The sequence below is a fragment of the Siminovitchia terrae genome (genome assembly GCF_003605405.2).
Taxonomy (GTDB): Bacteria; Bacillota; Bacilli; order Bacillales; family Bacillaceae_C; genus Siminovitchia; species Siminovitchia terrae.
The window spans coordinates 57813-77662 of record NZ_QYTW02000015.1; the positions used below are offsets into that span (position 1 = coordinate 57813).

At 40.4% G+C, this 19850-nt stretch carries 23 protein-coding genes and 1 pseudogene; 5 read left to right on the plus strand and 19 right to left on the minus strand.

Features of this window, described 5'->3' with window-relative positions; translation table 11 throughout:
- Window positions 1-18: 18 nt before the first annotated feature.
- A complete protein-coding gene (locus D5F11_RS14910; RefSeq protein WP_120116915.1) occupies window positions 19-1068 on the minus strand; it encodes a 2,3-butanediol dehydrogenase in 1050 nt (349 codons plus the stop codon).
- Window positions 1069-1971: 903 nt separating this feature from the next.
- On the opposite strand from D5F11_RS14910, the gene D5F11_RS14915 reads away from it, so the two are divergent.
- On the plus strand, window positions 1972-2511 hold the full coding sequence (locus D5F11_RS14915; protein ID WP_126646604.1) for a GNAT family N-acetyltransferase: 540 nt from the start codon (window positions 1972-1974) through the stop codon (window positions 2509-2511).
- Between the two features lie 1089 nt (window positions 2512-3600).
- Here the strand turns inward: D5F11_RS14915 and D5F11_RS14920 are convergent.
- The 4 genes from D5F11_RS14920 to D5F11_RS14935 form a co-directional block, all read right to left on the minus strand.
- Window positions 3601-4188 carry a YdeI/OmpD-associated family protein gene (locus tag D5F11_RS14920; RefSeq protein WP_120116918.1) on the minus strand — a complete coding sequence of 196 codons (588 nt, stop codon included), beginning with the start codon at window positions 4186-4188 and terminating at the stop codon, window positions 3601-3603.
- Between the two features lie 491 nt (window positions 4189-4679).
- On the minus strand, window positions 4680-5939 hold the full coding sequence (locus D5F11_RS14925) for a hypothetical protein (RefSeq protein ID WP_120116919.1): 1260 nt from the start codon (window positions 5937-5939) through the stop codon (window positions 4680-4682).
- 131 nt (window positions 5940-6070) lie between these two features.
- On the minus strand, window positions 6071-6583 hold the full coding sequence (locus D5F11_RS14930; protein ID WP_120116920.1) for an HXXEE domain-containing protein: 513 nt from the start codon (window positions 6581-6583) through the stop codon (window positions 6071-6073).
- Window positions 6584-7195: 612 nt separating this feature from the next.
- Window positions 7196-7729 carry a hypothetical protein gene (locus D5F11_RS14935; RefSeq protein WP_120116921.1) on the minus strand — a complete coding sequence of 178 codons (534 nt, stop codon included), beginning with the start codon at window positions 7727-7729 and terminating at the stop codon, window positions 7196-7198.
- Between the two features lie 85 nt (window positions 7730-7814).
- Between D5F11_RS14935 and D5F11_RS14940 the strand changes: the two genes are divergently transcribed.
- Window positions 7815-8429: a TetR/AcrR family transcriptional regulator gene (locus D5F11_RS14940; protein WP_120116922.1), complete on the plus strand. Its 615-nt coding sequence runs from the start codon at window positions 7815-7817 to the stop codon at window positions 8427-8429.
- 147 nt (window positions 8430-8576) lie between these two features.
- Here D5F11_RS14940 and D5F11_RS26565 read toward each other — a convergent pair whose 3' ends face one another.
- Entirely contained in the window at window positions 8577-8732 is a 156-nt protein-coding gene (locus D5F11_RS26565) for a hypothetical protein (RefSeq protein WP_185830718.1), read from the minus strand.
- Window positions 8733-9103: 371 nt separating this feature from the next.
- Between D5F11_RS26565 and D5F11_RS14945 the strand changes: the two genes are divergently transcribed.
- On the plus strand, window positions 9104-9337 hold the full coding sequence (locus D5F11_RS14945; protein ID WP_120116923.1) for a hypothetical protein: 234 nt from the start codon (window positions 9104-9106) through the stop codon (window positions 9335-9337).
- On the opposite strand, the gene D5F11_RS26570 is transcribed toward D5F11_RS14945, so the two are convergent.
- On the minus strand, window positions 9326-9592 hold the full coding sequence (locus tag D5F11_RS26570; RefSeq protein ID WP_185830725.1) for a hypothetical protein: 267 nt from the start codon (window positions 9590-9592) through the stop codon (window positions 9326-9328). The genes D5F11_RS14945 and D5F11_RS26570 overlap by 12 nt on opposite strands.
- Between D5F11_RS26570 and D5F11_RS28150 the strand changes: the two genes are divergently transcribed.
- Together D5F11_RS28150 and D5F11_RS27450 are read left to right on the plus strand one after the other, a co-directional pair.
- Entirely contained in the window at window positions 9567-9698 is a 132-nt protein-coding gene (locus D5F11_RS28150) for a tyrosine-type recombinase/integrase (RefSeq protein WP_120116925.1), read from the plus strand. The two genes, D5F11_RS26570 and D5F11_RS28150, sit on opposite strands and share 26 nt — an antisense overlap.
- Window positions 9699-9859: 161 nt before the next feature.
- Window positions 9860-9940 (plus strand): annotated as a pseudogene (locus D5F11_RS27450) (tyrosine-type recombinase/integrase); the annotation flags it as partial.
- Between the two features lie 160 nt (window positions 9941-10100).
- Here D5F11_RS27450 and sufB read toward each other — a convergent pair.
- The 12 genes from sufB to D5F11_RS15015 form a co-directional block, all read right to left on the minus strand.
- On the minus strand, window positions 10101-11501 hold the full coding sequence (gene sufB / locus D5F11_RS14960) for a Fe-S cluster assembly protein SufB (RefSeq protein WP_120116926.1): 1401 nt from the start codon (window positions 11499-11501) through the stop codon (window positions 10101-10103).
- A gap of 20 nt (window positions 11502-11521) precedes the next feature.
- The gene (gene sufU, locus D5F11_RS14965; protein WP_120116927.1) at window positions 11522-11959 is read right to left on the minus strand and encodes a Fe-S cluster assembly sulfur transfer protein SufU; all 438 of its coding nucleotides are present in this window, start codon (window positions 11957-11959) and stop codon (window positions 11522-11524) included.
- Window positions 11949-13178, minus strand: coding sequence for a cysteine desulfurase (locus tag D5F11_RS14970; RefSeq protein WP_120116928.1), 1230 nt, complete (start codon window positions 13176-13178; stop codon window positions 11949-11951). The genes sufU and D5F11_RS14970 overlap by 11 nt, the downstream gene beginning before the upstream one ends.
- Window positions 13178-14488, minus strand: coding sequence for a Fe-S cluster assembly protein SufD (gene sufD / locus D5F11_RS14975; RefSeq protein ID WP_120116929.1), 1311 nt, complete (start codon window positions 14486-14488; stop codon window positions 13178-13180). Before sufD ends, D5F11_RS14970 begins: the two co-directional genes overlap by 1 nt.
- Before the next feature lie 17 nt (window positions 14489-14505).
- Entirely contained in the window at window positions 14506-15288 is a 783-nt protein-coding gene (gene sufC, locus D5F11_RS14980; protein ID WP_120116930.1) for a Fe-S cluster assembly ATPase SufC, read from the minus strand.
- A gap of 518 nt (window positions 15289-15806) precedes the next feature.
- Window positions 15807-16043 carry a YuzK family famiily protein gene (locus D5F11_RS14985; RefSeq protein ID WP_120116931.1) on the minus strand — a complete coding sequence of 79 codons (237 nt, stop codon included), beginning with the start codon at window positions 16041-16043 and terminating at the stop codon, window positions 15807-15809.
- A gap of 47 nt (window positions 16044-16090) precedes the next feature.
- Window positions 16091-16408 carry a thioredoxin family protein gene (locus D5F11_RS14990; protein ID WP_120116932.1) on the minus strand — a complete coding sequence of 106 codons (318 nt, stop codon included), beginning with the start codon at window positions 16406-16408 and terminating at the stop codon, window positions 16091-16093.
- An 8-nt stretch (window positions 16409-16416) separates the two neighbouring features.
- Window positions 16417-16770 (minus strand): toprim domain-containing protein, encoded by a 354-nt coding sequence (locus D5F11_RS14995; protein ID WP_120116933.1) that lies wholly within the window; start codon window positions 16768-16770, stop codon window positions 16417-16419.
- Between the two features lie 470 nt (window positions 16771-17240).
- Window positions 17241-17624: a glycine cleavage system protein GcvH gene (gene gcvH / locus D5F11_RS15000; protein WP_120116934.1), complete on the minus strand. Its 384-nt coding sequence runs from the start codon at window positions 17622-17624 to the stop codon at window positions 17241-17243.
- Window positions 17625-17694: 70 nt separating this feature from the next.
- Window positions 17695-18060 (minus strand): arsenate reductase family protein, encoded by a 366-nt coding sequence (locus D5F11_RS15005; protein ID WP_120116935.1) that lies wholly within the window; start codon window positions 18058-18060, stop codon window positions 17695-17697.
- Window positions 18061-18148: 88 nt separating this feature from the next.
- Window positions 18149-18916: an OmpA family protein gene (locus tag D5F11_RS15010; protein WP_120116936.1), complete on the minus strand. Its 768-nt coding sequence runs from the start codon at window positions 18914-18916 to the stop codon at window positions 18149-18151.
- The gene (locus D5F11_RS15015; RefSeq protein ID WP_244861980.1) at window positions 18897-19724 is read right to left on the minus strand and encodes a MotA/TolQ/ExbB proton channel family protein; all 828 of its coding nucleotides are present in this window, start codon (window positions 19722-19724) and stop codon (window positions 18897-18899) included. Before D5F11_RS15015 ends, D5F11_RS15010 begins: the two co-directional genes overlap by 20 nt.
- Window positions 19725-19850 lie beyond the last annotated feature (126 nt).

Genomic DNA, 19850 nt, shown 5'->3' on the forward strand with positions numbered 1-19850 from the left:
AAAAAAGCATCAAATGTATTACATTTCTCCGCTTAATTCAACTAGAATTTTTGCTTGAGATTTATCGTTTGTTAATGCCTCGAATCCTTCTTCTACAATGTTCTCTAATTCTATTTGAGATGTAATGATACCTTGGGGTTTTAATTGACCTGTACCCATTAAGTCGATTGTTTGTCGGAATGTTGTTGGTGTATAAGCAATTGTTGAAGTCACTTTAACACCAGTATTTGTTAATTGCATCGGATTCCATTCGATTGGGCGTGCAAAAATAGAGACAATAACCATTGTACCGCGAGCACGTGTTACATCAATCGCTTGTTTGAAGGTTGGAGCGACACCAGCAACTTCAAATGAAACGTCTACACCATCAGGGATAATAGCCTTTACCGCTTCAACAGGGTTTACTTCTCCTGAATTGTAAACATGTGTTGCGCCAAGCTCTTTTGCTTTCGCCAAACGTTGCTCAGATAAGTCGAATACAAAGATTTTACTTGCGCCAGCTGCTTTTGCAGCAATAGTAGTTAATAAACCAATCGGACCAGCACCAAATACCGCCACTGTATCGCCAAACTGCATGTTAGCTTCTTTAACTGCTTGTACAGCAACTGCTGTGGGCTCCACTAATGCACCGTCTTGTAAGGTCATACTTTCAGGCAATTTATAAAGGTGTTTTTCGCCTACATTAACATGAGAAGCAAAGCCACCGTCTGAACCTAGTCCGATAAATTGGAATCCGTCATACGCATCAACGTCTTCTGGTTTGTTACCGTAAGTGTACATTGGATTAATTGCGACACGATCACCAACTTCTACAGATGTTACGCCTTTACCTACTTTTTCTACTATACCTGCAAATTCGTGCCCCATTGTTAGTGGTGCTTGCTGCCCAGTTAGTGGGTGCTGTTCTTCGACCGGAATAAATACTGGACCTTCTTGATATTCATGTAAATCAGATCCACAAATTCCTGTCCAAGCGACACGCACAGTTACCTCTTTATCTTTCATTTGCTTTAGTTTGCGTTCCTCCACACGAATATCCTTTTCACCATACCATACTGCTGCTTTCATCATTAATGCCTCCAATATTAGTTTTATTTAACTCTGAAAAAGTAATAAACTACTTATCTTGTTTAGACATTATTTATCTTTTTAAACATCATTCTACGTGTTATTGAAATAACATCTCCTTTTTCCACACCATTTGAGCCAACTGGACTACTAACTAAAAAAACTTAGACAGTGTTCCTTCAGATACACGTTACACAGTAACTTGGCTTTCCGCAGGACCTCCTTGATAAGCACTATCTGGTGCAAAAAAATTTACCATCCACGTGAATTGAAATACTTGAATCATGATATATACAATCCATTTATCTTCAATTCGAGATAATCATAACACATAATATCTCCCCCTTCAACAAATTAAGACCCTTGTCCAACATGGTTCATTCCGAATCTATTTTATCGAGCTCCGCTCGATAAAATCTGTGGCATCCGCCGGAGGCTTTAACTTTATTCAGCCGGGGTTTGAACCCCCACTGAATAGAATACCAATATCCAATCATCTCACTACTTACTAAAGTGAGAGACTTCTGCTGAATGAAGTTAAAAATTACCTTCTGTTAAATCCTTATATTCCTATTAGGCGAAGATATATACATAACACACATCTCAACAAAAAAAGCTTCTAACAAGATCCCTCATTTCACTAAAACTGTACAGTTTAAGAAATACCTTGTCGAAGAAGGGGCAACTCAAAATTCACCAAACTTCCCATCATTTATTCGTGTCGAACACCGCGTATAGATCCACCTCAATGAAGTTTCATTTTTTACAATCGATATAAAGCTCATGCTTGTTTTTTAGACAGCCTATCATCTTAATTAGTATGGCGTAATCTAATTTTCCGGCTGTTTCACGATTTCTTTCATCACTGTACGGGTCACTTCATCCCCCAATAAGTAAGCGCTTGTGATCTTTAGAATCAGAAATTATAATAAAAATGAAACAGCGTTAACAAGCTTTAAGTTGGAGGAGATAATCATGACAGATTTCACTATACGCCTTGCCACCCCCGAGGACCGCAAGGAGATTTTCAACGTTCATCGTGATTCAGTCCACAACCTCTGTTCAGAGCAATACACGGAGGAACAGATCAACATGTGGCTGGATGGGAGGGATCCGGATGTTTACCTCCCAGCGATAGAACGCGGGGAGCTTTGGGTCGCCGTGTCAGACGGGTCAATCCTTGGTTTCGTTGAAGTGGAAGGCAACGAGATCACCAAGCTTTTTGTCTCCGGAGCAGCAGCGGGGGCTGGAGTTGGTAAAGCCTTGATGATGAAGGCCATCGGGTATATTCGACAGGATGGAAAGGTACGAATTTATTTAGAAGCCACAACCACTGCACGGGATTTCTATCGCAAATTGGGCTTCGTTGAGACGGGAACAGGAACTTTCTCGCGAGGAGGAGCGGCAGTTTCGGTGGAAATCGTCAAGATGGAGCTTGTCTGAATCCAAGCAATCCATTCAAAAGGACATACACATTCTCAAACCGAGATTGCCTTTAGTAGATGAGGTCTAAATTTTACATGTTCCAGAAAAATAAATTTAAAGACAAAGGTCTCAGCACTTGGCACACAAAGATGAAAATAAAAAAGTAACTCCCAAATGATTGCTGAGCTATCTGGGTGGTTACTTTTTTGTTGCGACAAGTAATGCTAAGAAGACATAAGTCCCTAACCGTGGAGAATAAGCTGCTCACACTTAGAATTTTGTATGCTATTGCTTCCCCTTAATGAATGTCCGAATCCCTAAAAAGCATTGTATAAGCAATTAATATGCGCTATACTTTTTTAAAAAATTTCCCTGAGGAAAGTTTTTTTACTTAATACAAATGAGGTGGCGCAATGCTCAATTTTTCTCAAATTTTTTGGGAGGGTCTTATTCTATCTTTTATTTTTTCATTTGTTGTTCTAGCCTCGCTATACTATAATCCTAGATTATGGTTAAACGATTATCCAAAGGATATTCAGAAAGCTTCGCTTCCAAAGACAAAAAAAGAGAAAACACAATTTCTATTAATTGGCCTACCACTGATCGTTATATTACTTATTATCCCTTATCTATCTTCATTACACTACAGTGATAATATTAGTTTTTTATCGTTATTTCTCCACTTCTTTTTAATTTTTTCTGTAATAAGCTTGGTTGATCTGCTATTTATCGATTGGCTTATTTTCTGCTATATTAGCCCTAAATTTATTGAAATTCCAGGTACTTCCTCATTAAACAGTCATAAGAGTTATCTTTTTCATTTAATAGGCTTTTTAAAAGGCATCATCATATATGGGATATTTAGCTTCATTTTGGCCGGAATTCGATACATCGTTTAAACTATTTCGGTGAGTGAAGGCAGGTCGACCGCCGGTCTCTAGTTCGCTCTTTGTGGTCAACATGAAAAAATGTTCCAACACTTTTCGTCAGGCAATAGCTCTTTAGAAGCCAGTTCACAAAGATGAAAATAAAAAAGTAACTACCCAATGGTGGTTATTTTTTTGTTGCGACAGTATCGCATTACTTCACACTAGTATTAGGGAATATCTAATCATTTAATCCCTTTCCATTTAAAATGTGCTGCATATATTTCTCGATTCTTGACTCCCGTGTTACAGATTTTTTGGGTGCTGAAAAATATAGGCTGTATGCCCTTTGCCTTCCTGGTGTCAGTGCCTCAAAAGCAGTTTTTAAATCAGGAATTTCCTCGAATTTATTTTGAAGTTCTTTAGGAATACTGAATTCTGTATTCTTTTTTACTGTCAATCCGGCTTTTTCAATCTCAATAGCCTGATGAATATAGGTTTTCAAAATAGTTTCCAACTCAACTATTTCCTGAAGGTTGTTAAACCGAATCTGGCGCGCCGCTTGTACATTCTCCGTTTGCTGGACTAGAATCCCGTGGGTATCCTTCAACAAGGCGCCTTTTGGAAACAAAAGCGCACAATATTCTTTAAACCCTTGTATCAACACAATGTTTTTCTTCTCAAACGTGTAACAGGGGTTCCTCCACTTAAATTCTTCGGACAACTCACAGTCAAGAATGATATTTCTCAACTTCTCATACTCTTTCTTCCACTTCTTTGCTTTACTTAAAAATTCTTCAACTTTTGGATTCGTTTCACTATTTTTCATTAAGGATCACCCCTCTTGCATTTTTTCGAAAATCAGGAAATCAAATGCGCCTTGGCGTATTTGCGCCCAGATTTTATCGAGCTCCGCTCGATAAATTTCCCCTGAAATTCTGTGGCATCCGCCGGAGTCTTTAACTTTATTCAGCAGGGTTTAAACCCCCACTGAATGGAATCTTAATATGCATTCATCTTACCACTTACAGAAGTGTGAGACTTCTGCTGAATGAAGTTAAATCAACCTGTCCAGTTCAGTCAGGGAGCTTGTGTCACTAGTTTGCCCTGTTAGTTTCAAAAGGAAATCCTATTTAACGTTCAAAGCAAACACTAGCACTCAGTTTATTTGTGTAAAAGCTGAATTACTACCATTTAAATAGCCAAAATGGACTTATTAAAACTATACATCATTTTCAATTTGATATATAAAAAAATTCCCTTGCCACTATGGGACAAGGGACAGAGTTATTTATAAACAACCTCTCAATTCTATTCGCATTACAATTCGTCTAAGGCAAGAACCTCTCCAGTTAATGCATTCACTCCATAAACACAGTCTAATTTTCCGCATAAGATATATTGTTTTTGTGAAGTATCATAAACATAATAAGGCTTTAACTCAAACCTATCCTTCAACTTATCGTATGCTACATCTTTCGCAATTGTGGCCGTTTCCGCTTTCTGAAATTGATTAAACATTTCTAGCATCGGTAGATTATCAATATAATTTACTGCGTAAAATTGTTTAGAATCAATTATCACTGTCATTTTCCTTTGAAATATACGATTATCTTGTTTCTTCATTTTTAAGGTAGCATGGACATATTGCTTATGACGATGCAAGGTTTTGAGAATCCACTTATCTGTATCATGAGGATATTCTTGTCTTAAAAAATTGTTGACTGCCGTGATACATTTTTCTTGTTCTATATTTGTAATTGGAAATGCTTCAGGGCTTGGCTCTCTAGAAAGTGCTTCATCTAGCGTTACCTCCTCCACGAGATTGAGTTCTTTTCTTACAAATGGCACACCAAGAGAGGTATCCCATGACATTATTTTATCAACTGTAGTATTAGAGTTTACAACGAATTCAAATGGGATTATCTTGGTTTGATCATTCGTAATATATACTTCCTCTAACCCATATATCGGAATAAGCTGCTGCTTTGCATCAACTGGAAATTCAATCAATTGCAATTGCGCCTTTACCACATCATTAATCTTTTCAAGCGAAAGATTATAAATTTCTTTTCTTATTTGTTGTTGTACTGGAAATTGGCCATGTACGGTGAACATGGTAAGCTTCCCCTCAGCATCAAAGCTAATCTCAATCATTCCCGAAGGCGAAACATCAACACCATCTATGCACTCCCGGAACAAAAATTCCCTTTCCCCTTCCTTCTGCAATTGAAAATGCTGTCGATATGTAAGACCTGTCTCCTTCTCAATCCATTGGATGATAGCATTCGTATCCAAATGATCAAACAAAACAGTTTTTGCGAAAGATTTCCCTCCAACGAAAATCACACTTCTCACTTTCCCACTATTTAAATCCAACTCAATCACTGCTGTCCCATCTGGATTTAAATCATCCTCTGGAATAGGAATATGCTGTGGAACCCATTCTGTACTTAATGTATAAAGGGTTTCATTAAAAACATTTACAGTCCGCCCGAGATTATATCTCGCCAAATCATATGAATCCAATCCAAATTTTGCTCTCAGTGCACGGATAAATTCCTTTATTCTTCCGTCCATTCCTTGTCCCCTCGTTTCTATTCATCCTCAAAACAATAGAAAAGAACGTCTTCATAATAAAGATAGAAATTAACAATGAAAAACGTTATTCGGATTACCTTGTGAAAATCCGTATTAGTTAGATAATCAATTTACCTTAGAGTCCATTTTTCTGCAACTTTGTGACTTATCATCAATACTGGTATCAGTAATATCGTTACGATTAAGGCACTTATAACCGTGCCTGCATTTAAGATTCCATTAAGATGTAGCTGGTAAAAAAATAAAATGTTATATGGAATAATAATTAGCAGTGTTGTCCATACCCCTGGAACATAGCTTCTTAGAAATATAGATTGAACAGGATGAGTAAAAATATTTAAGGCAAAAAAAATATTTAAACCTACGAATAGGTAATACTGTTTTGTCGTTATTGTTATTAAAATTAGAGCGGAAGCTACAATAAAAACTACACATACAGCCGCAGAAAACTGAGCTGAGGTCATAGTTCCAAATTTATCCACTTCCTTTTTAGCAAACGAGGGTATTCGTTCACGAATACGAGGATACGATTCATTAAACCACCTTTCAATCATGATAATTTCTTCAAAATTGTGGAGCATAAAAATGATTAAAAAAGACCAAACTAAAAAATCAATATCCATTATTATCTCCCCTAGTGTAATATTTCCCTGATATCATCTTTTAACAAACACCACATACTCGAACACATTTACAAAAGTGTTCTGCCAATTCCTGGCTTGTTGCAGATTTTCCCTATATATAACTTAGACTAACTTATTTAGGTTCCCAATGTGGTTCAACAGCAAAGCCATTGAGCGTTAAAAATAGTGGCTCAGATAATAATCCAAAATACATAAAAATTATCATGAATGAAGGAATATAGAAATGGGCACATAAGCAACCACAGCCGCTCCTCCTGCACCTATTCCTCCCACAAAACTATTGAACAAAACATAAGGAGCCATGAGGAACGCCACAGTATACTCATAACGAAATTTTTTCCACAAGCTCCTTGGTAATTGCTCAAACCTAAACCATGCAATTGTTTTGGTGGTTTCGAGAAGTTACCCCAGTATAAAGCCTTTCAACCGGAATTCCTGTCTGGAGCCGCCAACACCATTTTTTATATAGTCGCCTTAGCCCCTTTGCTGTTAAGTTTCTTTATCTTCCTTTTGCAAATTCTCCTTTTCAAACCGGAATAAGAGAGGCAATGACGCTAGCTTTTTTTCAGATTCATAGAAAAGTCTTGCAAACTATTTATCTTTTTTGGGCCAAAGGGTATAGCTAAAGCTCCAAATAAAATCAATAGCCAGAAAGAATCCCCATCGCGGGATGAAGTTTAACAAAGCCTGCGTCCTCGATAAATCACCAACAAATGCAGTCATTGCCAATAATAAAGAGCAACCAATCACCCATGAGAGCAAGTGGCGATACCAGCCCTTTCGTTCATTTCGGGCATGTTCTTTCCCTCCACGCGGAGCTTTCTTTGGTTTTGGCCCGCCAGCAAAAGTGTATGCAAATCGTTCATCCGCCCAGTGAATCATCCTCTTGCCGAATCCCACGGTTACGCCAATATATATCGCTGCTAGTGAATGAAATATATCCGCCACAGCCCCATTTTTCAAATCCATCACGGTGGCAGCGATCAAAATCAAGTCGACAATCGGAGTACAGAGCAACAAATATCCGCCTAGCTTCTTTTTTTTCAAAATATAACGGGCGAATAAGCCCGCAATGACAAATATCCAAAATCCTATTTCACAACCTATGATTAACCAGCCAATCATTTTACACTTCCCTTTTTAGTACAACTGTATTAAAATTAATTTAACACGTCTGTATTAAAAAAATCAATCATGATATAATCAAACTATGCCAAAAATCGTTGATCACGAAAAACAAAAACAAAGAGTTGCTGAAGCTGCCTGGAGGGTCATCAGGGAAGAAGGCATGGAGCAGGCAACCGTACGCAAGATTGCCGAAGAAGCCGGAATGTCTGTCGGTTCTCTGCGGTACTATTTCTCTTCGCAGTCCGAGTTGTTTGCGTTCTCCATGAATCTTGTTTCAGAAAGGGTGAAAGAACGAATCAGAAGCATTTCTTTTTCCGGGCCTTCACGGGAGAGCATGAAGCTTTTACTGAAAGAATTGCTGCCCATGGATGAAGAAAAAAGATTTGAAGGAGAGGTCTGGTTTGCATTTACAGCCAAAGCCTTATCGGACAAATCCCTTCTTTCCCTCAGCCAACAAGTATACAGGGAATTAAGATCCGTTATGGCACTCATCATCAATTCTCTAGTGGATCAAGGGCTCGCCCTTCCTGATTTGAATGCGGAACTCGAAACAGAAAGATTATACGCACTCATTGACGGCTTGGCCATCCATGGCACACTTGAACCTGGGCAGGTTACTCCCGATTTAATGGAGAACATCGTAACAGCCCATCTAAAATCAATATGTAAAGCAGAAAGAACCTCTGAAAATGGATAGAGGTTCTTTTACTTTTATTTACATCCATAAGGCTTTTGAGTTCGAATTCCGTTAACTTCTCGGTACGGCGTTTCCATGGCTTCCTGCACTGTTTTACTTCCTGTTGTTGGTTTTTCCAATTCCGCAGCTGCTTTTTTAATGTTTTGTTCATAGCCACACCACTCTTACAATGAATGCTACAAGGCTTGCGTAAAAGGCTCCCATCAATCTATCCTGTAAAAGCATATCATTATTGGAACCCATAACACCTAAAAATGAAATAACGATGACACACAATAGGACTATTTGAAATGCGATAGTCATAGTTTTTCCTCCTTTAAAAGACACCAAACAACGCTTAATGCGTCATCAGTGTCCTCCAGTGGGCTGAGATGGACTAAATAGTATGTATTTTTTCACTTTCTTTTTTCCGTTTGTTTCGTTCTTTTAATTCAATTACAAAACTACATATTGTCATGTTCAGAGGGAATAACATGGAACACATCATCCCCTTTACCTCCCATCAACAGATCTCCTCTCCCTAAAACGTCTTTCCATTTAACTATTTCCACAGTCTGTTCCCTTCTTGGACACATTTGTTGCTCGTGATCACCACCTTGTTATTTCGAACTGCAACATTTTTTTATAAAATAGTAATATATAATTGTTTTTAGAAATTAAGGAGGTAAACCAGTATGAACTTGACCCCAGATCAACGATCTGTGTTACTTGCGTTAACGACTGATTGGCAGACACCAATACAAATAGCTGACCAACTTTCAAAAGATAGTGATAATCCATCCAACGTAAATCAGCCTCTTAAAGACTTAATGCGTGTAGGTCTGGTTCAGGCTAATCCTGTTGTGATGGGCACGTACCGACTAACTTCGGATGGCACTGTCACCAAGGCGGATCTGCTAGGGGAGTAACCGCCCACCTTTTTCTCCACAATGTTCAATTAAACTAATCTTAATTTCCATTCTGCTTTGACAATCTTCACTCAATGAACTCAGTTCTTTTGAATAACACTCAAGACATATGTTTTCTTGATGCCTATAGTCACCAGTTTTTTGCTTCAATACTTTCATATCTGATCGGAATGCCATTCTTAAACTACCACCTGCTAAAGCAGGTGGTAGTTTAAGGAGTTGCCCTGAAATGGTCGAATCTGCTTTAGAAAACAACCTAAAGGACCCCACTTTTAGACAATATAAAGTAATTGTCAGATTGCATATTTTACCTCATTTCGGTAGAAAAAAACTGCGAGGGTCATTATACAAGAATGGATAAATCTGTATTTTGAAATGATGGACGTTGAAGGGAACAATTTGTATTGATATGGTTTCCTCCTAAGATACTTATCCGTTTTTGAAGAGTATTTTTCACTATGCGTTCATGAATTGTAAATATTGGAGAAGCACTCAATCCGGGACTATTGCAAAAAGGCAGGAGTGGAATATAAGGGGACGCACGGATTCAGACATACTCATGCCGTTTTGCTTCTCGAATCTGGCACAAGCATTAAATTCGTATCAAAAAGATTAGGACACAAAACCCTCAAGACAACGGTGGACATATACTTGGATATTACCGAAAAAATAGAAGAAGACGAACTCAATGAGTTCGCCTCCTACACCAAAAGAAAATCTAACGTGGCACTCAAAGCCTTTGAAATAGAGGCTTTTTAAACTTTTATCCAATCGAACCTTCCATTTCGAATTTAATCAATCGGTTCATTTCAACCGCGTATTCCATTGGAAGTTCTTTTGTAAATGGCTCGATGAAGCCCATGACGATCATTTCCACTGCTTCCTGCTCGCTGATTCCGCGGCTCATCAGGTAGAAGAGCTGCTCTTCGGAGACTTTGGAAACTTTTGCTTCGTGCTCAAGTGAAATGTTGTCATTTAAAATTTCATTGTAAGGAATTGTATCTGACGTGGATTTGTCATCCAAGATCATTGTGTCACATTCAATGTTTGAACGTGCACCGTCGGCTTTGCGGCCGAAGTGGACGATTCCACGGTACGTCACTTTTCCTCCATGCTGTGACATGGATTTGGAAACGATGGAAGACGTTGTATTTGGAGCCAAGTGCATCATTTTCGCACCTGAATCCTGGTGCTGCCCTTTACCAGCCATCGCAATCGAAAGCGTCAAACCCCTTGCGCCTTCTCCCTTTAAAATGACAGCAGGATATTTCATCGTCAATTTTGAACCAAAGTTACCGTCGACCCATTCCATTGTTGCCCGTTCGTCGCAAACCGCACGCTTTGTTACGAGATTGTATACGTTGTTTGCCCAGTTTTGAATCGTTGTGTAACGGCAGTAGGCATCTTTTTTAACAATGATTTCAACAACTGCACTGTGAAGCGAGTTTGTTGTGTAGGTAGGTGCCGTACAACCTTCAACATAGTGAACGTGTGCACCTTCGTCAACAATGATTAGAGTACGCTCAAATTGTCCCATGTTTTCAGAGTTGATTCTAAAGTATGCTTGAAGCGGCGTATCCACTTTTACTCCAGGCGGAACATAGATGAATGATCCACCGGACCAAACAGCTGAGTTCAATGCGGCAAATTTGTTGTCCGTTGCTGGAATTACTGTTGCCCAGTGCTCCTTGAAGATCTCTTCGTTCTCCCGCAAGGCGGAATCAGTATCCTTAAATACGATTCCCATTTCCTCAAGATCTTCTTTCATGTTATGGTATACGACTTCTGATTCATATTGTGCAGAAACCCCAGCGAGCCATTTTTGTTCAGCCTCTGGAATACCGAGCTTATCAAAAGTCTGTTTGATTTCCTCAGGTACTTCATCCCATGAACGCTCTGCATTCTCGGACGGTTTTACATAATATCTGATTTCATCAAAATTGAGAGAATTCAAATCTCCGCCCCATTGCGGCATCGGCATTTTGTAAAAATGCTCCAAAGATTTAAGACGGAAGTCCAGCATCCACTGAGGCTCTTCTTTCATCTTTGAGATTTCCTCAACAATTTCACGTGTCAAGCCGCGCTCTGAACGGTAAATGGAAACGTCTTTATCCCTAAAGCCATATTTATATTCGCCGCCAATTTGAGGTGCTTTTTTAGCCACTGATCCATTCCTCCATTCTTTTATTGTTGTTCCTTGATTCCCTTTTCTAACGCTTTCCATGCCAATGTGGCACATTTGATCCGCGCCGGAAACTTAGAGACTCCCTGCAACGCTTCTATATCACCAAGGTCCAAATCCTCGTCGTCAAAATCTTTTCCTTGGATCATTTCTGAAAATATTCCTGAAAGCTTCAATGCTGTTTCTGTATCTTGTCCGATGACTGCCTGCGTCATCATGGAGGCAGATGCCATTGAAATGGAGCAGCCTTCACCATCAAACTTGGCTTCCGTCACTTTTCCGTCTTCTACATTCATCGTCAAATGGATTCTGTCCCCACAGGTAGGATTGTTCATATCGACAGTCAAGCTGCCATCTTCCAAACTTCCCTTATTCCGCGGGTTTTTATAATGATCCATGATCACTTGCCGATAGAGGTTGTCGAGATTATTAAAAGACATTCGTGAAATACTCCTTCGTTTTAACAAGGCCTTCAACAAGTCTGTCAATGTCTTGTTCAGTGTTATATATATAAAAGCTTGCCCTTGCTGTTGCCGACACATCCAACCATTTCATGAGCGGCTGTGCACAATGATGGCCTGCACGTACGGCAATGCCTTCGGCATCAAGAACAGTCGCAACATCATGCGGATGAACATCTTCGATGTTAAACGTAATGACACCGACACGTTTTGAGGCTTCAAGAGGCCCATAGATCTTCAGATTTTCAATCTCGGACATTTTTTCAAGAGCATAGGCAGCCAATTTGTGTTCATGCTCCAAAATGGCTTCAGAACCAATTTCGTTTAAAAAGTCGATAGCTGCTCCTAGTCCGATAGCTCCGGCAATAATCGGAGTTCCGGCTTCAAACTTCCAAGGTAGCTCCTTCCATGTCGACTCATATAATCCGACGAAATCAATCATTTCGCCGCCAAATTCGATTGGTTCCATTTTTTCCAGATGTTCTTTCTTTCCGTACAGAACTCCAATACCTGTCGGAGCACACATTTTATGGCCTGACAAAGAATAAAAATCGCAGTCAAGATCCCTGACATCCACCTTCATATGGGGTGCACCCTGAGCTCCGTCAACAACCATTACTGCCCCGTGGCTGTGTGCAATAGCTGCCAGCTCTTTAATCGGGTTGATCACGCCAAGGACATTAGATACATGCGATGTTGAAACAATCTTCGTCTTATCTGTAATGGTATTTTTGGCTTCATCCATATTGATGGAGCCATCCTCACGCAGCGGAATAAACTTGAGCTGCGCACCTTTTTCTTTTGCGAGCTGCTGCCATGGAATGATGTTGCTGTGGTGCTCCATATAGGTGATGACGATTTCGTCACCTTGGTTCACATTTGCCCTGCCGTAGCTAACAGCAACTGTATTGATCGCTGTTGTGGTACCTCGGGTAAAAATGACTTCTTCAGTTGAAGAGGCATTGATGAAGCGTCTTACCTTTTCCCTGGCACCCTCATATTTATCCGTAGCTCTTGTTCCGAGTGTATGAACACCGCGATGAACATTGGAGTTATATCCTCGGTAATAGTCATTGAGTGCCTCAATGACTTGGACAGGCTTCTGCGAAGTAGCTGCACTGTCTAAATATACGAGCGGATGTCCATTGACTTCCTGATCCAGAATGGGAAACTGTTTCCGTACGTCGCTCGCTTTCATTATCGCATTTTCCTTTCGATTATTTCTGTCAATTGGCTTTTAACAGCTTCGATAGGTAGTTTTTCTACAACAGGCGCAAGGAAACCGTGTATGATAAGACGCTCTGCATCCGTTTTGGAAATACCGCGTGACATCATATAAAAGAGCTGCATCGGATCTACTCGGCCAACAGACGCCGCATGACCGGCCATTACATCGTCTTCGTCAATAAGCAAAATCGGATTCGCGTCTCCCCTTGCTTTTTCACTTAACATTAATACGCGTGATTCCTGTTCGGCATTCGCTTTGGATGCACCTTTTTCAATCTTTCCGATTCCATTAAAGATCGAAGATGCGGCATCCTTCATAACACCATGGTTTAAAATAAAACCTTCAGTGTTTCTACCAAAGTGAATGACGCTTGTAGTAAAGTTTTGGGTCTGCTTTCCTCTTCCAACAACAACTGTCTTTGCGTCCCCTTTTGAGCCTTGTCCAATCAAGTTTGTTGTATTCTCGGAAATCGTATTCCCGTCGTTCATCATACCGAGCGCCCAATCCAATTCGGCATCGCGCCCAGTAATGCCTCTGCGATTTACATAAACAGTAGAACCTTTTGCAATCGTATCTACCGCTCCGTAAACCACTTTCGCGTTTGCATTGGCAAACACCTCAGACACGACATTGACAATTCCGTTTACCTCTTCATTCGTAGACAAATAGTTCTCTACATAAGTAACGGAACTGTTGTCATCCGCTACGACAATCACATGATTGAACACTGCCGCTTCTTTATCATCCAATATATAAACAGCCTGAATAGGCTCTTTCACTTCCACATTTTTTGGAACGTACAAGAACGCTCCACCGTTGACAAGTGCTGCATGAAAAGCTGTCAGCTTATGCTCATCTATTTTCACAGCATCAGTCATGAAGTATTTTTTGACGAGATCCCCATGCTCTTGAAGAGCAGTAAATAGATCAGTAAAAATGACCCCTTGCTTCTTCAACTCATCAGACAGCGACAAATAAGCCAGCTTCTGATTATGTTGAACATACAGGTTCTGGTTATCTTCATCTACATGAACAACTGATTTGGCAACTTCCGGCAAATCAGCCAACGATTCGAATTTGCTGCCTTCAGCTTCGTGTTTGGCAAAATCGGTGAAATTCCAATTTGTAATCCTTGTTTTGTCCGGCTTCGGCATTGGTAAGTCTTCAGCCTTTTCCAACGCTTGGCTTCTTAATTGTGCAAACCATTCCGGCTCATGGTTTTTATTTGAAAAAGAACGAATGTACTCTTGATCTATAGTCATTTTCGTATCAATTGTCATTTCAATCCCCCTACCACTTATGCTTCTTGGCCAACAGTCTCATCTTCAATTCCAAGCTCTTCCTTAACCCAGTCATAGCCTTCTGCTTCCAGGCGCTGTGCCAGCTCAGGGCCACCTGATTTTACGATACGTCCTTGCATCATAACATGCACAAAATCTGGTGTAATGTAGTTGAGAAGCCGTTGGTAGTGAGTGATTACGAGGCATCCAAAATCGCTGCCTCTCATTTCATTGATTCCTTTGGAAACTATTTTTAACGCATCTATATCAAGACCCGAGTCGATTTCATCCAGGATTGCAAATTTCGGTTTTAGCATTAATAATTGGAGTATTTCATTACGTTTCTTTTCCCCGCCTGAGAACCCTTCATTCAAATAGCGCTGTGCCATATTCGGATCCATTTCAAGCAGTTCCATTTCCTTGTCCATTTGCTTGATGAATTTCATCAAGGAGATTTCTTTGCCTTCTTCGCGACGCCCGTTGATAGCCGTTCTTAAAAACTCTGCATTCGTCACACCGCTGATTTCACTTGGATATTGCATAGCTGCAAACAAGCCTGCACGCGCACGCTCATCTACCTCCATGTCCAAGACATCTTGTCCGTCAAGCGTAATGCTTCCGCTTGTCACCGTATACCTTGGATGTCCCATGATGGAGGCGGATAAAGTAGATTTCCCAGTTCCATTGGGTCCCATGACAGCATGGATTTCTCCACCATTTATATTAATGTTTACACCCTTTAAGATCTCTTTATCGTCGATAGACACATTAAGATCTTTGATTGTCAACGTTGAAGCCATCCTCATTACCTCCAAATATAGAAAATATTTGTTCTCTCTTTCTCATTTGTTTCTCATTGTTCATCTTATCTCATTTTAAAATAATTATCAACAAGCGCACGTCTGGATTGAATTTTCCCTCATTTTATTTGAGAACCTTCTCAAATACCCATACAAAAGCGTCTTGCCAACGATTCAGGCTGATCCAAAGACAAAAGGAGCCGCTTAGAGGCGCACAGCAGCGGTTAGCGAGCCAATAAAATCGCCCTTTGATCCGGCTAACCTTGCCACTGTTGTCACTGCTAGACAAGATGGATCCGCCGGCATATATAACAATGAAGTCTTAGGATATCTGTTGATTGGAACAAAGCTAAGCAAATGATGAAAAGAACCAGATTGTTTTCACTAGAGATGTCACTCATAAGCTGGACGCAGCATAATCTGATAAACAAGTTATACACAAGCATAGAATTTTATAATTTCCTATACCCCATAAAAAAGGCTCATCTGTCTATTTTGAACAGATGAGCCTGATTTTATTATGTTCCTGACGAAAGGACTCCACCTATGTTCTCTGCTACTATCTTAGACTCCACATACTCTTCTTCACGTCTCTTTTCAACCTCGATTCTTTTTCCGCAATCATGCCTGTACGTTTCATAACCGATTCCGTGAGCTCCGTGAAGTGCCTTTTCCATCTCGTTGGTGTACTGAATCTTTAGAGGGGTGATAAAAAACCATTCCTTTCGTTTTTTCATGGCCGGCTTTTCCGGCATACTTATCATTTCCCCTAAGAAAGGAGCAGTTAAACATCGATTTTATATTATTGGCCTTTATCAAGATACCTTTGTACGATGCCAAGCATATTTGGAACAGAACGGAATGCATAGACTTTCTCGGCTGGCAAACCATTCTGAAGAATTAAAAGACACGGGACACTTTCAATTTTTAACTCAATAGCCAAATCAGGCATGTAGTTCAAATCGGCTTTTCCAAATATTCCGCCAGTCATTTCTTCCACAATCTCAAGCATCCGTCCTGCCACCTGGCAAGTCCCGCACATGGGTGTATAAAAGTAAATAAAAGCAGATTCCTGTTTAGACATGATGTTAGTTATATCTGCTTTATTCCAATCTTCCATTAAACCATTCATCCTTTATGAAGATATTGGGCATGAACATCAATTCTGGCCCTTAATAAAATTTGTGCGAGATGTTCCATTGGAGCGGTTGCCACTTCTTTAAATTTGCGGTCAATATAGAGATTCCGAGCTAAAGGGAATTCACGCTTCAATTGCTTTCTAAGTCGATCTCCGGAAGCATCCGAATCGACTAGAATAAAAATGTCCCTTCCTTCGAGTTCCTCGACGAGTTCATCCAACTTCGACAGACTGATCGTTCCATTCGTACAAATAATTTCAACAGGTTCCCTGACAACCTTCATGATTTTCTTCTTGTCGGACAACCCCTCGACGATGATGGCACTATTTGTTAGTGGATTCATAGTCTGCTACCCCGCTTTTATCATCATTGGAAAAAAATGCACCTTAGGAACTGATTCCAAGGCGCATTTATGTTTATCATTTTGTTCAGGCTTAGGAGCCGTCCACTCCGTACGTCGCTAAACGGCGCCTTCCGCTTTTCTATTGTCTAGCTCCAGTCGCCAGCGACTAGCGGACTTCCTGCCCCTTCCTACGATAAGTCAACATCGGCTTCGACGGACAGAACGTCCTAGTGCCACCGAAGCCACAGGACGTGGCGACTTGAGGCGGCCTGTGTCGCCGTGTTGTCTGGCTGCGAGTACCATCGGCTCGAGGTCATAAGCCAATCGCTGCCGAGGCAAACTACGCCTTCTTCAGCGCTCGTCTTATGCTTTGTCGCCGATAAGCAGGCACTCTCGCACTTCGTTTTCCTTTATCTCGTCAAGAGCCGTCCACTCCGTACGTCGCTAAACGGCGCCTTCCGCTTTTCTATTTACTCTTCGCTTGTCATTTTCACATAGTCTTCAGCAGACATCAAGTTGTCAAGTTCGCTTGAATCTGAAGGTTCGACAATAATCATCCATGCTTTTTCATATGGAGATTCGTTGACAAATTCTGGGCTGTCTTCAAGGTCTTCGTTTACTTCAACAACTTTTCCGCTGATTGGCGCATACAATTCGGAAACAGTTTTAACTGATTCAACACTTCCAAAAGGCTCGTCCGCCGTGACTTCATCTCCAACTTCAGGAAGTTCAACAAATACGATATCTCCAAGCTCTGATTGAGCAAAATCGGTAATTCCGATACGTACTTTTTCCCCTTCCTCTTTTACCCATTCATGTTCTTCCGAATAACGTAATTCTGCCGGTGTATTCATACAGATCCCTCCATCATCTTTTTCTCATTTTAATGTACATAAAGAAAGTTTTGAAAGCAAGAAAACCCTCTTAACTCTCTTTATTCCATATTTCATCAAACATTTCTTCTTTAAAACCAACCGTAACTTTCTCTCCATCTGTTACAATAGGGCGTTTAATCAGCATGCCGTCCGATGCAAGTAGTTCAAGCAGTTCTTCTTCTGGAGCCTCTTTGATTCTGTCTTTTAAACCAAGCTCTCTGTACTTTTGACCACTTGTATTGAAGAATTTCTTCAATTCCAACCCACTTTTTTCATATAAATCCTTCAGCTTATCTTTTGATGGCGTCTCTTCTACGATATGTATCTCATTATAATCCACCTCTTGATCATCCAGCCATTTCTTAGCTTTGCGGCAAGTTCCACAACGCGGATATAAATATACGTCAATCGGCATACAATCACCTTCCTTTCTATAAAAGCGTTCTACACCATATATTCCTATATTCGACATCTCTTGCAAAAAACCTTTTAAAAAGTTTACTCTACTTTGAGATATCCTCGTTCGATATGATTAAAACAACGCGGCGATTTTTGCTTCTTCCCTCATCAGTATCATTAGAAGAGATTGGCTGGTATTCACCGTAACCCACGGCTTTAAAGCGATCGGGATCAAGCTTATGTTTCTCGGTCAAATAACGGATCACAACATTGGCCCTTGCCGTGGACAAATCCCAGTTGGAAGGAAAGCGCTCGGTCGATATCGGGCGGTTATCTGTATGTCCTTCAATTTCAATGATATTGGAAATTTCCGCGATTAATGGCGCCATATCATTTAAAAACAGCTCAGCTTCTTTTATAAGGTCAGCTTTGCCCGAGGGAAAAAGCATGATTTCTGGAAGGACGACTTCGATTCCTTTTTCTGTTGGAGTCACGGTCATCTTATCCTCCAAATCATGTTCGACAGCATACGTTTTTACATAATCTAAAATTTCTTTGATATGTTTTTCGCGTTTTATCATTTCTTCCAATTGGTCTTCATATTCCTCTGGAACAGTATTTTCGCCTTCAGAGGATTCTTTTTCATCATCTGAAGACTTTTCTTCATTACTGCCTGCTGCTCCATCTCCTCCACCTTTTTCAGGAGAAGAACTCCGATTATGGTTTTGAAAAGAGTCCGTAACGGATTCAAAATCAGTGTCAGAATAAGAGTATAAAAGAACGAAGAGGATTAATATAACCATCAATAAATCGGCAAATGTCACTAACCAAGGCTGAGTTGTTCTTGGCACCTCAAACTTGTTTCTCTTCATGTGTGCCTTCTCCTACATAGTCGTCCATCATAATAGTCTCCTGTGTACTTTCCGTCAGGAACATTTGCAATTTGTCCTTTAAGATCGTAGGCCCTTCATTATTGCGTATGCTGATCAGCGCATCAATGACGACCTCTTTTAAAAAAACTTCCTCTTCTGTCAGAAGAACCAGCTTATTGGCGATTGGAATAAATACAAGATTTGCCGTAAGCACCCCATAAAAAGTCGTAATCAGGGCTACTGCAATCGCCGGTCCCAATTCACCTGGATTATCCAGTTGCTGGAGCATGAGTACAAGCCCCACAATTGTTCCGATCATTCCCCAGGCTGGCGATAGCTCTCCTGCCTTCGTAATTAACTGCTGGCCGCGTGCATGTCTTTTTTCCATGGCTCTGATATCCATGTCCATGATTTTTCGTATCATTTCTTCTTCATATCCATCAATCACAAGACGGAGGCCTTTTTGAATAAATGGATCGGTCGTCCTTTCTCTCTCCCTTTCAAGGCCCTTAATCATTCCATCGACTCTCGAAGTTCTTGCCAAACGTACTAGATTGTTGATGAACTCCTGGATTGGAACTTCTTTGCGCCTGAAGGTCGTATGTAAAACTTTAAACATACTTCCTACTTCCTTCGCACCAAAACCTACAAACAAAGAAGCAAACAGCCCTCCGAAAACTATGATAAAGGAGGAAAGACTAATAAATACTAAAAAGCTGTCATATCCCCCTGCAAGATAGATTGCAAAAAATATGACCGCAAAACCTAATATAATACCGATGGGTGTCAGTATATCCTTCCTGAGCACAGATGATGCACCTTCTTTCTATAATAAGCGACAGCTACTACCCTTAATATCGGTTTGCGGAACATATTTTTAACGATCTTCTAAAGAAGTCCCATACTTCAATCGGCGATAGCCGATAAGTGGGGG